Consider the following 11,832-nt stretch of genomic DNA (forward strand, 5'->3'; position numbering starts at 1 on the left):
CCGCCCGCCCCTCACTTGATCTGGGGCAGCCGCTCGAACTGGTGGAAGGGCGGCGGCGAGGAGAGGCTCCACTCCAGCGTCGTGGCGCCCGCTCCCCAATAGTTGGCGCCGACGCGGCGGCCCCGCGTCAGGGTGTGGATGGCCAGGGCAATGAACACGAGGTGGCCGGCGAAGGCGATGTAGGAGCCCCAGGAGGCGACCATGTTCCAGCCGGCGAACATGTCCGGGTAGTCGGGGATGCGCCGCGGCATTCCCGCGGTGCCGAGGAAGTGCTGCGGGAAGAAGGTCAGGTTGGCGCCGATGAAGGTCATCCAGAAATGGACCTTGCCCCAGAACTCGGGGTACTGGCGGCCCGACATCTTGCCGATCCAGTAGTACCAGCCGGCGAAGATCGAGAACACCGCGCCCAGTGACAGCACGTAGTGGAAGTGGGCGACGACGAAATAGGTATCGTGCAGGGCGGTGTCGAGGCCGCCGTTGGCCAGCACCACGCCGGTGACGCCGCCGACGGTGAACAGGAAGATGAAGCCGATGGCGAACAGCATCGGCGTCTTGAACTCGATCGAGCCGCCCCACATGGTGGCGATCCACGAGAAGATCTTGATGCCGGTGGGTACCGCGATGATCATGGTCGCCGCGGTGAAGTAGGCGCGGGTGTCGACGTCGAGGCCGACCGTGTACATGTGGTGGGCCCACACCACGAAGCCGACGACGCCGATGGCGACCATGGCGTAGGCCATGCCGAGATAGCCGAACACCGGCTTGCGCGCGAAGGTCGAGATCACCTGCGAGACGATGCCGAACCCCGGCAGGATCATGATGTAGACCTCGGGGTGGCCGAAGAACCAGAACAGGTGCTGGAACAGGATGGGGTCGCCGCCGCCCTCCGGGTCGAAGAACGTCGTGCCGAAGTTGCGGTCGGTCAGCAGCATGGTGATGGCGCCGCCCAGCACCGGCACCGCCAGCAGCAGCAGGAACGCGGTGACCAGCATGCCCCAGACGAACAGCGGCATCTTGTGCAGCGTCATGCCCGGGGCGCGCATGTTGAAGATGGTGGTGATGAAGTTCGCCGCCCCCAGGATCGACGAGGCGCCGGCCAGGTGCAGGGCGAAGATGGCCATGTCCACCGAGGGCCCGGGGTGGGCGATGGCGCTCGACAGCGGCGGGTAGATGGTCCAGCCCGTGCCCGCGCCCTGGCCCACCAGCGCCGAGCCGAGCAGCAGCAGGAAGGCCGGCACGATCAGCCAGAAGCTGATGTTGTTGAGGCGCGGGAAGGCCATGTCGGGCGCGCCGATCATGATCGGCACGAACCAGTTGCCGAAACCGCCGATCAGCGCGGGCATGACCACGAAGAACACCATGATCAGGCCGTGGGCGCTGACCACGACGTTCCAGAACTGGCCGTCGCCGACCACCTGGAGGCCGGGGTTGTGCAGCTCGGCCCGCATGATGGCGGAGAAGCCGATGCCGGCCACCGCCGCGACCACCGAGAAGATCAGGTAGAGCGTGCCGATGTCCTTGTGGTTGGTGGAGAACAGCCACCGCTGGACGAAACCGGGGGTGTGGTGCGCGCCGTGACCGGCGTGGTCGTGACCGGCGTGGTCGTGACCGGCGTGGTCGTGACCGGCGTGGTCGTGACCGGCACCGGGGAGGCCGGGGGCGGGGGCGTCGTGTTCGGCCATGGGGGAATCCTCGCTCGGGCGGGCAGGGTCAGCGGGCGGCGAGCCGGGTCGCGGCGGGGGCGGCGGCGAAGGTATCGCGGGCCACGGCGACCCACGCCTCGAAGCGGTCGCGCGACACCACCTCCACGGCGATGGGCATGTACCCGTGGCCGTTGCCGCAGATCTCCGAGCACTGGCCGTAGTACACGCCCTCGGTCTCGGCGCGGAACCAGGTCTCGTTGACCCGGCCGGGCACGGAATCCCGCTTGACGCCGAACGCCGGCACCGCCCAGGAGTGGATGACGTCGCCGCCGGTGGTGAGCACCCGCACCGTGGCGTCGACCGGCACCACCACGCGGTTGTCCACCTCCAGCAGGCGCTTCTGCCCGGGCTGGATCTCGTCCTCGGGGATCATGATGGAGGTGAAGGTGAAGTCGCCGTGGTCGGGGTAGCTGTATTCCCAGTACCATTGCCGCCCGACCGCCTTGATGGTCATGTCGGCCTCGACCGCGCGGTCCGAGTAGTAGAGCAGGCGGAACGACGGGACGGCGATCACCACCAGCAGGATGACGGGGACGACGGTCCAGATCACCTCGACGGTGGTGTTGTGGGAGGTGCGCGAGGGCGTCGGGTTGGCGCTGGCGCGGAAGCGGACCGCCACATAGGCCAGCAGGGCGACCACCAGCACGCAGATCGCCACCATGATCCACAGCAGGAGCTCGTGGAAATCGTCCATCATCGCCATCACCGGGGTCACCGCCGGCGGGTGCCAGAGCTTCCACGCCGGGTCCTCGTGGACCGGGCCGGCGCCGCTTTGCGCCATGGCGGCCAGCGGCGTGCACAGCGTGGTCAGGCCGGCCAGGACGCCGGCGCGTGCGTGTCTCATGGTGCCCCCCTTGGTGCCTCGGCAAGGTGGCGCCGGCCCTTGGGTGGGCGGGCCGGCCGGCCGGCCCGGAGCGGGCGCGCCACCGCTCTTGGCGGGGCAACACGGCGGCAGCAGGAAAGTTCACGAGCCCCGCGAAAGTTTTTGCCGGCGCCCCGTCACAGCACGCCGTCCGCCTGCAGCAGCCGGCGGTGGATGCCGCTGGCCGCCTTCGCGGCGTGCCCCATGGCGACGGCGATCTGGTTGAGATCGGCGACCACGTCGCCGGCGGCGTAGAGGCCGTCGACGCTGGTGGCCTGATGGTCCCCCGTCACCAGCCGTCCGTCGGCGGCGGCGTGCGGGCCGAGCGGCCGCAACGGTTCGACCCGGGGCACCGCGCCCAGCGCCGAATAGAGGGTGTCGAAGGCCAGGCGCTGGCCGGCGCGGGTGGTGAGGGCGGCGAGCCGCCCCCCCTCGGTGTGGACCTCGGCGATCGGCTCCTCCACGGCGTGGATGCCGGCCGCCGCCATGCGCCGGCGGGCCGCCTCGTCCAGGTCCATGGCCCGCCCCAGGGTCAGCAGGGTGACGTCGTCGCTCCAGGTGCGCAGGTACAGGGCCTCACCGAGCCCGGCGGCGCCGTGGCCGATGACGCCCAGGCGGTGCCCGGCGGCCTCGAAGCCGTCGCAGATCGGGCAGTGGCGGACCAGCCCGCGCTGCACCGCCTGGAACAGGTCGGGCAGGTCGGGCTCCACATCGATCACCCCGGTGGCCATGAGGACGGTGCGGGCGTGGCGGACGCCCCCCTCCTCGACCCGGACGACGAATCCACCGCCCTCGCGGTGGACCGATTCCACGTGGCCGCGCTCGACCGCGGCGCCGTAGCGGCGGGCCTGCGCGCCCATGCGCGCCAGCAGGTCGGGGCCGGCGATGCCGTCGGGGAAGCCCGCGTGGTTGTGGGAGCGGGGAATCCACGACGCCCGGCTGGCGGCGGCGTCGATCACCACGAAGCGGCGCCGGAAGCGCGCGAGGTAGATCGCCGCGGTCAGGCCGGCCGGGCCGCCGCCCACGACCACGCAGTCCAGCGGGTCGGCGGTCACGGCGTTTCCGCCCGGCCGGTCCGGCCGGGAGCGCCCGGCACGCCACCCGACACCCCACCCGACAACAGGATTGCGGCGTCGAGGCCGGCGAACACGGCGGCCACCGCGGCGGCGACCCGCCACGGCCCGTCGACCGGCGCCTCCGGGGCCAGCAGCACGCCGGCGAGAGCGGCGCCCGCCACCGCGGCGGCGGTGGCGGCGGCGCGCCATCGCGGCCGCCCCGCCACCGCCGGTCCGCCCGTCCGCCAGCCCGTCCGCCAGCCCGTCCGCCCGTCCGTCATCGCCGCCCCCGTCATCGCCGCACCCACGGCCCGTGGTGCCCACAGCACCGAACACCGTGGCCGAGGTCGGGGTTCCGCCGGCGCCGTGCGGCGGCTATGGTGGGGCGGACAGCCCGGTGCGGCGCCGGGCGCGCGCGACAGGTGATCCATGGCTCTCAGCGTTCTCGAGGTGGCGGTCTACGCGATGGTGCTCGGCGCCGCCCAGCCGCACGCCTTCGACTGCGTGGCGGTGCAGCCCGAGGGGGTGAACTGCACCGACGGCATGGCCGCCGTCCCCATCGACGGCGGCATGGAGTTCAACAACGGTGTCACCGTCACCGTGACCCCGCAGCGCGACATCGTCTTTTCGAACGGCATCCGCATCCACCTGGATTCCACCGCCTGGGCCCATTTCAAGCAGGGGGACCGGGTGATCGTCTCGGCGCGGCGGATGAACGGCCGCGGCACCCGCTTCACCTTCAACAACGGCTACGCCTGCGAGTACCGCGAGTCCGGGCAGGACATGGCCCGCTGCTTTCGCCGCTGAGCGGCACGGCGCACCTTGACTTGGCCCATGCCCTGTCGATCTACTGGCCGCCCGAAACCACCGACCACGCGGACACCATGGCGCCGAAGAAGAACCCGCTGAACCTCAACACCCTCCAGCTCAAGACCCTGACGCTGCTGCAGGAGGTGGCGCGGCTCGAGAACGCCCCGGCCGAGGGCGACGACGGGGCGTTCATGGTCACCCGGCTGCCCCACGCCCATGGCAACCACTTCCACCTCGGCGACGCCGTGGTGTCGGGGGCGGACGCCACCGGCCTGTCGAACCCCAGCGTCTGGAAGGCGCTGGAGCGCAAGGGCGTGGTGGCGCAGTCCACGGACGGCGGCGGCGTGCGCATCACCGCGGCCGGCATGACCTACGACACCGGGCTGCGCGACGCCATCCTCCACCGCTCCGACCACTGACGAGGCGCCCGGCGATGTGCGGCTTCTGCGGTTTCGTCACCAGCGACGGCGACCGGTCCCCGGGCGCCATGGAGGCCGTCCTCGGCCGGATGAACGACGCCATCGCCCACCGCGGCCCCGATGGCGACGGGCTGTGGAGCGATGCGGCGGCCGGCGTCGCCCTGGGGCACCGCCGCCTCGCCATCGTCGACCTGTCGCCGCTGGGGCGCCAGCCCATGGCCTCGGCCGACGGGCGATGGGTCATCGTCTTCAACGGCGAGATCTACAATTTCCAGGAGCTGCGGGCGGAGCTCGAGGCCGCCGGCCACGCCTTCCGCAGCCACTCCGACACCGAAGTGCTGCTGGAGGCCTGCGCCGCCTGGGGGGTCGCCGCCGCGACACGCCGGCTGGTCGGCATCTTCGCCTTCGCGCTGTGGGACCGGTCGCGGCGCGAGCTGCACCTGGCGCGCGACCCGCTCGGCGTGAAGCCGCTCTACTGGGGCCGCTTCGGTGGCACCCTGCTGTTCGGCTCCCAGCCCAAGGCGCTGCGCGCCCACCCGGCGTTCCGCGCCGAGCTCGACCGCGACGCGCTGGCCGCCTACATGCGCCACAACTACGTGCCGGCGCCGCGCAGCATCTACCGCGGCGTCGCCAAGCTGGAGCCCGGCTGCATCCTCACCCTCGGCCCCGACCCGGGTGGCGAGCCGGTGCGCACCGTGTACTGGGACCTCGCGGCGGTGGTGCGTGACGGCATCGACGACCGTCTCGACCTGTCCGACGACGAGGCGGTGGCGCGGCTGGAGGCGCTGCTGATGGACGCGGTCGGCCGCCAGATGGTGGCCGACGTGCCGCTGGGCGCCTTCCTGTCCGGCGGCATCGACTCCTCCACCGTGGTGGCGCTGATGCAGGCGCAGTCGGACCGTCCGGTGCGCACCTTCACCATCGGCTTCCACGACGCGGGGTTCGACGAGGCGGCGGCGGCGGCGGCGGTGGCCGCCCATCTCGGCACCGACCACACCGAGCTGCGGGTCGAGCCGCACCATGCCCGCGCGGTCATCCCGACCCTGGCGGACTGGTACGACGAGCCGTTCGCCGACGCCTCCCAGATCCCGACCCTGCTGGTGTCGGAGCTGACGCGGCGCTCCGTCACCGTCGCGCTGTCCGGCGACGGCGGCGACGAGCTGTTCGCCGGCTACAACCGCTATTTCTGGGGGGACGCCCTGTGGCGCCGCCTGGGACCGCTGCCGGGCGGGCTGCGCCGCGCCGCGGCGGCGGGCATCCGCGCCCTGCCGCCGGCCGGCTGGGACGCCCTGTTCGCCCCGGTGCCCGGCCGGCTGCGGCCGCGCCTGCCCGGCGACAAGCTGCACAAGCTGGCCGGCGTGCTGGGCGCCGACGGCCCCGACGCCCTGTACCGCGGCCTGGTCACCCATTGGGACGCGCCCGACGCGGTGGTGCTGGGCGCGCGCGAGCCCCGCGGCCTGCTGTGGGACGGCGCGGTGGCCGGCCGGGTGCCCGATTTCGTGGAGCGCATGCAGTACCTCGACACGGCGACCTACCTGCCCGACGACATCCTGGCCAAGGTCGACCGCGCCAGCATGGCGGTCGGGCTGGAGGCGCGGGTGCCGCTGCTCGACCACCGCGTGGTGGAGTTCGCATGGCGCCTGCCGCGGTCCCTGAAGATCCGCGGCGGCCAGGGCAAATGGCTGCTGCGCCAGGTGCTCCACCGCCATGTGCCGCGGGCCCTGGTGGAGCGGCCGAAGATGGGCTTCGGCGTGCCCATCGACGCCTGGCTGCGCGGCCCGCTGCGCGACTGGGCGGAGGCGCTGCTGGACGAACGCCGGTTGCGCGACGACGGGCTGTTCGACCCGGCGCCGATCCGCGCCCGCTGGGCCGAGCACCTGTCCGGCCGGCGCAACTGGCAATACCCGCTGTGGAGCGTGCTCATGGTGCAGGCCTGGAAGGACCGCTGGGACCACCCGGCGCCGAGCGTCGCCCCGGTGACGGCGAACGCGGCATGAGCGCGAAGACCGGCCCGCCGCCCGGCCCGCCACCCGCTCCGCCGACCACCCCGCCGGCCGCCCGGTCGCCCGGCGCTTCGCGGCCGTCCGGCACACAGGACCGCCTGGCCGCCCGGCTCCGCGAGAACCTCAAGAAGCGCAAGGAGCAGGCGCGGGCGCGCCAATCCGACGCGGGCGGGGCGGAGGGCTGACGACCGTTCCCCCTGCCGCGCGGTCGCCACCCTTGAGCCCCCCGTGGCAACCCGCTACAAACGCCGATCGGACCTATTCTGTCGAGCGGGGGAGTTGCGGGCGATGGGCATCATGCCGGACACGTGGATTCGCGAAATGGCCCAGACCAGGGGCATGATCGAGCCCTTCGTCGACCGCCAGGAACGCGAGGGCGTGATCTCCTACGGCCTCTCCTCCTACGGCTACGACGCCCGCGTCGCCGACGAGTTCAAGATCTTCACCAACGTCGACAACGCCATCGTCGATCCCAAGAACTTCTCCGGCAACAGCTTCGTCGACCGCAAGACCGAGGTCTGCATCATCCCCCCCAACAGCTTCGCGCTGGCCCGCACGGTGGAGTATTTCCGGGTGCCGCGCGACGTTCTGGTGATCTGCCTGGGCAAGTCCACCTACGCCCGCTGCGGCCTGATCGTCAACGTCACGCCCCTGGAGCCGGAGTGGGAGGGCCACGTCACGCTCGAGATCTCCAACACCACCCCGCTGCCGGCCAAGGTCTACGCCAACGAGGGTCTGTGCCAGTTCCTCTTCCTCCAGGGCGCCGGCCCGTGCGAGGTGTCCTACGCCGACAAGTCCGGCAAGTACATGCGCCAGCACGGCGTCACCCTGCCGCGCCTCTGATCTCCCCGCCCGTTCCAGCACCCAGCACGAAGCCGACATCCCATGGACAAGATCCGCATCCGCGGCGGCCGGCCGCTGCACGGCTCCATCGTCGTCGGCGGCGCCAAGAACGCCGCCCTGCCGTTGATGACCGCCTGCCTGCTCAGCGACGAGACGCTGGTCCTGAAGAACCTGCCGATCCTCGCCGACATCAACACCCTGTGCAATCTCCTGTTGCAACACGGCGTGGCGATCCATCTCGACGGGGCGGGCGGGGCCTGCGCCGGCCGCACGGTGGAGCTGACGGCGCGCAACGTCACCAACACCACCGCCCCCTACGATCTGGTGCGCAAGATGCGGGCCAGCGTGCTGGTCCTGGGGCCGCTGGTGGCGCGCTTCGGCGAGGCCCGCGTCTCGCTGCCCGGCGGCTGCGCCATCGGCGCCCGGCCGGTCGACCTGCACATCAAGGGCCTGCAGGCCATGGGGGCGGAGATCGAGCTGGAGGGCGGCTACATGATCGCCCGCGCGCCCAAGGGGCTGCGCGGCGCCGAGATCGTGTTCCCCAAGGTGTCGGTGGGGGCCACCGAGAACCTGCTGATGGCCGCCACCCTGGCCAAGGGCGAGACGGTCCTGGTCAACGCCGCGCGCGAGCCGGAGGTCAGCGACCTTGCCCACTGCCTGATCGCCATGGGCGCCGACATCGCCGGCATCGGCACCGACACCCTGCGGGTGCGCGGGGTGGAGCGCCTGCACGGCGCCACCCACTCGATCGTTCCCGACCGCATCGAGACCGGCACCTACGCCATGGCCGCCGCCATCACCGGGGGCGAGCTGGACATCCTCAACACCCGGCTGGAGCTGATCGCCTCGGCGGCGACGGTGCTGGCCCAGGCCGGGGTCGCCTTCACCGAGATCGACGGCGGCGTCCGCGTGGCGCGGGCCAACGGTGCGCTGTCGGGGGTCGACGTGATGACCGAGCCCTATCCCGGTTTCCCCACAGACCTGCAGGCGCAGATGATGGCGCTGCTGTGCACGGCGGAGGGCGCGGGGATGATCACCGAGACCATCTTCGAGAACCGCTTCATGCACGCCCCGGAACTGATGCGCATGGGGGCCCGGATCACCGTGCACGGCGCCTCGGCGCTGGTGCGCGGGGTCGGCCGGCTGACCGGGGCGCCGGTGATGGCCACCGACCTGCGCGCCTCGGTGTCGCTGGTGCTGGCCGGGCTGGCGGCCAAGGGGGAGACGACCGTCAACCGGGTCTACCACCTCGACCGCGGCTACGAGCGCCTGGAGGAGAAGCTGGCCGCCTGCGGCGCCGACATCGAACGGATCGGCGGCGAGGGCGGCGACGACTGAGCGGGGGGAGGGAAGCCATGGGGACGCCGATCCGCCTGCGGGCCGAGGACGCGGATGACCTGCGCGTGGTGTCGGCCTGCCTGCAGGACGCCATCGTGCCGATCGGCGAGATGTGCTTCCTGCCCGACGACCGGCGGTTCATCCTGGTGGTCAACCGCTTCAAGTGGGAAACCGCCGACGGTCCCCGAGTCGACGACGGCCCGACCGCCGAGGACGACGACCTCTTCCCCTACGAGCGCACCCATTGCGGGGTGCGCTTCGACGGGGTGGAGCGGGTGCGCACGCGCGGCATCGACCTGCGCGACCGCCGGCAGATCCTGGAGCTGCTGGGGCTCGGCATGGACGGCGCGGACGTGCTGCTGCACTTCGCCGGTGGCGCGTCCATCCGCCTCACCGGCGCGTCCTGGTGCTGCCGGGTGGAGGATCTGGGCGAGCCGTGGCCGACGTCGAGCCGTCCGGCCCACCCGGTGGACGAGTAGGGCGGGCGCGTCACGCCCCCTCGTCCGGAACGTAGCGGCGCACCACGTGCTTCACCGTCAGCCCCTGGACGACGATGGAGAACACCACCACCGCGTAGGTCGCCGGCAGGATCAGCGCCTTGGCCTCGCCCTCGGGCAGCGACAGGGCCAGCGCCACCGAGATGCCGCCGCGCAGCCCGCCCCACGTCATCACCGGGATCACCCCCGGTGTGAAGGTGCGGCCCACCGACAGCAGGCGGATGGGCAGCGACACCGCGGCGAAGCGGGCCAGCAGGACGAGCGGGATGGCCAGGGCCACGGCGACGGCGTGCTCGGCCTCGAGGGTGATGGCGAAGACCTCCATCCCGATCAGCAGGAACAGCACGGCGTTGAGGATCTCGTCGACGAGGTGCCAGAACGGCAGGAGATGGGCCCGGGTCTCCGGGCTCATGCCGTAGCGGACGCCGTGGTTGCCGATGAACAGGCCGGCGATCACAACGGCGATGGGGCCGCTGACGTGCAGCCAGCCCGCCACTGCGTAGGTCAGCATCACCAAGGCCAGCGTGACGATGACCTCCAGGGTGTACTCGTCGACGCCGCGGATCAGCCGGTAGCACACCCAGCCGGTCGCCGCGCCCAGCGCCGCGCCGCCCAGCGCCTCCTCGGCGAACAGCTCCAGCGCGCCCAGCAGGCCGACCGGGGCGGGTGCGCCATGGACGTCGGCGGTGGGGAAGGCCAGCGCGGAGAGGATGAGGAAGACCACCACCCCGACGCCGTCGTTGAACAGGCTTTCCCCGGCGATCTTGATCTCCAGGGATTTGGGCACGGTGACCGTCTTCAGGATGCCCAGCACCGCCACCGGGTCGGTCGGGCTGATCAGCGCTCCGAACACCAGGGCGGCGGCCAGCGGCAGGCCGGCGATCCAGTGCATGCCCAGGCCGACGATGGCGGTGGAGAGGAGCACCCCGACGGTCGCCAGGGTGCCGATGGTCCATTTGCGGCTGGCGAGGTCGTGGAAATCCACGTGCAGGGCGCCGGCGAACAGCAGGAACGACAGCAGCCCGTCCATCACCGTGGCGTAGAAGTCGATGCCGGCGACCAGCCGGCGCAGGTCCTCGGCGATGGTCAGGGCGGGGAACAGGGCGTCGACCGCCATCACCGCCAGGGAGGCGGCCAGGGCGATCAGCACCAGGCCGATGGTGGTCGGCAGCCTCAGCCAGTGGTAGTTGACGAGGCCGAAGGCGGCGGCCAGTCCCAGGAGCAGGGCGATGGTGTCGAGGGGGGACAAGGCGGGCTCCGGCGATGGACGATGGCAAGTGGATCGAGGTGTACCATGGATGAACCGGCGGACGCGCCCTGGCCGACCACGGAAGCGGAGGCGCGGGCCATCCAGGACCGCCTGCGCGGGGCCGTCGTGGCGCGCGACGCCTTCGCGCCGATCCGCCGCCTGGCGGCGGTCGACGCCCATTACAGCGCGACCGACGAGACCACCTGGGCCGCCGTGGCCGAGGTCGACCCGGAGTCCCTGGAGCTGACCCGGTCGGTCCTGGTGGCCCGGGCGACCAGCTTTCCCTACGTCACCGGCCTGCTGTCCTTTCGCGAGGTTCCGGCGATGGCGGCGGCGCTCGCCCTGCTGCCGCACCCCCCCGATATGGTCCTGGTGGACGGGCAGGGGCTGGCCCATCCGCGCCGCTTCGGGCTGGCCTGCCACCTCGGCGTGGTCACCGGGCTGGCGACCATCGGCGTGGCCAAATCCCGCCTGGTCGGGCGCTACGAGGCGCCGGGGATGGCGCGTGGCAGTGCATCCCCCATGTTCCACCGCAAGGAGCTGGTGGGGGTGGCCCTGCGCACCCGCACCGCCACCAACCCGCTGTTCGTGTCCGTCGGCCACCGCGTCAGCCTTCAGACGGCGGTCGACCTGGTGCTGCGCGTCACCCCGACGTGGCGGCTGCCCGAGCCGATCCGCCTGGCCGACCGGCTGTCGCGCATGCACCGCCCATGATCACGGGGTCCCTGATCACGTCGGTCGCCGCAGGGTGGCGGCCGTGGCGAGGAGGGACGCGGGTTGCCAGGCCGCGGCGCCGCCGTATACAGCTTGGTCGCGCGTTCAACGACAGCCGGAGGACAAAGGAATGAAGCTCAGCGCCCGCAACCAGCTCAAGGGGACCGTCCAGTCCGTGGACAAGGGGCCGGTGTCGTCCCGGGTGAAGATCGACATCGGCGGCGGCCACGTCGTGACTTCGGTCGTGACCACCGAGACGGTGGAGGATCTCGACCTCAAGGCCGGCGACAGCGTCGTCGCGGTCATCAAGTCGTCGGACGTGATCATCGGCAAGTGACG

At 72.0% G+C, this 11,832-nt stretch carries 14 protein-coding genes; 9 read left to right on the plus strand and 5 right to left on the minus strand.

Going from position 1 to position 11,832, the window contains the following annotated elements:
- Nucleotides 1-11: 11 nt before the first annotated feature.
- From ctaD to AC6H2I_RS15535, 4 genes are all read right to left on the minus strand, one after another.
- The gene (gene ctaD, locus AC6H2I_RS15520) at nucleotides 12-1,682 is read right to left on the minus strand and encodes a cytochrome c oxidase subunit I (RefSeq protein WP_497501568.1); all 1,671 of its coding nucleotides are present in this window, start codon (nucleotides 1,680-1,682) and stop codon (nucleotides 12-14) included.
- 28 nt (nucleotides 1,683-1,710) lie between these two features.
- Nucleotides 1,711-2,547, minus strand: a complete 837-nt coding sequence (coxB, locus tag AC6H2I_RS15525; protein ID WP_497501569.1) for a cytochrome c oxidase subunit II — start codon at nucleotides 2,545-2,547, stop codon at nucleotides 1,711-1,713.
- A gap of 155 nt (nucleotides 2,548-2,702) precedes the next feature.
- The gene (locus tag AC6H2I_RS15530; protein ID WP_497501570.1) at nucleotides 2,703-3,620 is read right to left on the minus strand and encodes an NAD(P)/FAD-dependent oxidoreductase; all 918 of its coding nucleotides are present in this window, start codon (nucleotides 3,618-3,620) and stop codon (nucleotides 2,703-2,705) included.
- Entirely contained in the window at nucleotides 3,617-3,901 is a 285-nt protein-coding gene (locus tag AC6H2I_RS15535) for a hypothetical protein (RefSeq protein WP_497501571.1), read from the minus strand. The genes AC6H2I_RS15530 and AC6H2I_RS15535 overlap by 4 nt, the downstream gene beginning before the upstream one ends.
- Before the next feature lie 148 nt (nucleotides 3,902-4,049).
- Between AC6H2I_RS15535 and AC6H2I_RS15540 the strand changes: the two genes are divergently transcribed.
- The 7 genes from AC6H2I_RS15540 to AC6H2I_RS15570 all read left to right on the plus strand — a co-directional run bounded on the left by AC6H2I_RS15540 (nucleotide 4,050) and on the right by AC6H2I_RS15570 (nucleotide 9,512).
- The gene (locus AC6H2I_RS15540) at nucleotides 4,050-4,427 is read left to right on the plus strand and encodes a hypothetical protein (RefSeq protein ID WP_497501572.1); all 378 of its coding nucleotides are present in this window, start codon (nucleotides 4,050-4,052) and stop codon (nucleotides 4,425-4,427) included.
- 20 nt (nucleotides 4,428-4,447) lie between these two features.
- Nucleotides 4,448-4,849, plus strand: a complete 402-nt coding sequence (locus AC6H2I_RS15545) for a hypothetical protein (RefSeq protein ID WP_497501574.1) — start codon at nucleotides 4,448-4,450, stop codon at nucleotides 4,847-4,849.
- Between the two features lie 14 nt (nucleotides 4,850-4,863).
- Entirely contained in the window at nucleotides 4,864-6,846 is a 1,983-nt protein-coding gene (asnB, locus tag AC6H2I_RS15550; protein ID WP_497501575.1) for an asparagine synthase (glutamine-hydrolyzing), read from the plus strand.
- The gene (locus AC6H2I_RS15555; RefSeq protein ID WP_497501576.1) at nucleotides 6,843-7,037 is read left to right on the plus strand and encodes a hypothetical protein; all 195 of its coding nucleotides are present in this window, start codon (nucleotides 6,843-6,845) and stop codon (nucleotides 7,035-7,037) included. Before asnB ends, AC6H2I_RS15555 begins: the two co-directional genes overlap by 4 nt.
- Before the next feature lie 103 nt (nucleotides 7,038-7,140).
- On the plus strand, nucleotides 7,141-7,695 hold the full coding sequence (dcd, locus tag AC6H2I_RS15560) for a dCTP deaminase (RefSeq protein WP_497501577.1): 555 nt from the start codon (nucleotides 7,141-7,143) through the stop codon (nucleotides 7,693-7,695).
- A gap of 42 nt (nucleotides 7,696-7,737) precedes the next feature.
- Nucleotides 7,738-9,033, plus strand: a complete 1,296-nt coding sequence (gene murA, locus AC6H2I_RS15565; protein ID WP_497501578.1) for a UDP-N-acetylglucosamine 1-carboxyvinyltransferase — start codon at nucleotides 7,738-7,740, stop codon at nucleotides 9,031-9,033.
- A 17-nt stretch (nucleotides 9,034-9,050) separates the two neighbouring features.
- The gene (locus AC6H2I_RS15570) at nucleotides 9,051-9,512 is read left to right on the plus strand and encodes a DUF2948 family protein (protein WP_497501579.1); all 462 of its coding nucleotides are present in this window, start codon (nucleotides 9,051-9,053) and stop codon (nucleotides 9,510-9,512) included.
- 10 nt (nucleotides 9,513-9,522) lie between these two features.
- Here the strand turns inward: AC6H2I_RS15570 and AC6H2I_RS15575 are convergent, their stop codons facing one another.
- Nucleotides 9,523-10,779 (minus strand): cation:proton antiporter, encoded by a 1,257-nt coding sequence (locus AC6H2I_RS15575; protein WP_497501580.1) that lies wholly within the window; start codon nucleotides 10,777-10,779, stop codon nucleotides 9,523-9,525.
- A gap of 45 nt (nucleotides 10,780-10,824) precedes the next feature.
- On the opposite strand from AC6H2I_RS15575, the gene nfi reads away from it, so the two are divergent.
- Nucleotides 10,825-11,493 carry a deoxyribonuclease V gene (nfi, locus tag AC6H2I_RS15580; protein WP_497501581.1) on the plus strand — a complete coding sequence of 223 codons (669 nt, stop codon included), beginning with the start codon at nucleotides 10,825-10,827 and terminating at the stop codon, nucleotides 11,491-11,493.
- A gap of 130 nt (nucleotides 11,494-11,623) precedes the next feature.
- Nucleotides 11,624-11,830: a TOBE domain-containing protein gene (locus AC6H2I_RS15585; protein WP_497501582.1), complete on the plus strand. Its 207-nt coding sequence runs from the start codon at nucleotides 11,624-11,626 to the stop codon at nucleotides 11,828-11,830.
- Nucleotides 11,831-11,832: the final 2 nt, after the last annotated feature.

The sequence above is a fragment of the Azospirillum sp. NS33 genome (assembly GCF_059703765.1).

What these genes read in the sequence shown, in the direction of transcription:
- ctaD (WP_497501568.1), bottom strand. Translation starts at nt 1,682, where the DNA reads ATGGCCGAACACGACGCCCCCGCCCCCGGCCTCCCCGGTGCCGGTCAC.
- coxB (WP_497501569.1), bottom strand. Translation starts at nt 2,547, where the DNA reads ATGAGACACGCACGCGCCGGCGTCCTGGCCGGCCTGACCACGCTGTGC.
- AC6H2I_RS15535 (WP_497501571.1), bottom strand. Translation starts at nt 3,901, where the DNA reads ATGACGGACGGGCGGACGGGCTGGCGGACGGGCTGGCGGACGGGCGGA.
- AC6H2I_RS15540 (WP_497501572.1), top strand. Translation starts at nt 4,050, where the DNA reads ATGGCTCTCAGCGTTCTCGAGGTGGCGGTCTACGCGATGGTGCTCGGC.
- asnB (WP_497501575.1), top strand. Translation starts at nt 4,864, where the DNA reads ATGTGCGGCTTCTGCGGTTTCGTCACCAGCGACGGCGACCGGTCCCCG.
- AC6H2I_RS15555 (WP_497501576.1), top strand. Translation starts at nt 6,843, where the DNA reads ATGAGCGCGAAGACCGGCCCGCCGCCCGGCCCGCCACCCGCTCCGCCG.
- dcd (WP_497501577.1), top strand. Translation starts at nt 7,141, where the DNA reads ATGGGCATCATGCCGGACACGTGGATTCGCGAAATGGCCCAGACCAGG.
- murA (WP_497501578.1), top strand. Translation starts at nt 7,738, where the DNA reads ATGGACAAGATCCGCATCCGCGGCGGCCGGCCGCTGCACGGCTCCATC.
- AC6H2I_RS15570 (WP_497501579.1), top strand. Translation starts at nt 9,051, where the DNA reads ATGGGGACGCCGATCCGCCTGCGGGCCGAGGACGCGGATGACCTGCGC.
- nfi (WP_497501581.1), top strand. Translation starts at nt 10,825, where the DNA reads ATGGATGAACCGGCGGACGCGCCCTGGCCGACCACGGAAGCGGAGGCG.
- AC6H2I_RS15585 (WP_497501582.1), top strand. Translation starts at nt 11,624, where the DNA reads ATGAAGCTCAGCGCCCGCAACCAGCTCAAGGGGACCGTCCAGTCCGTG.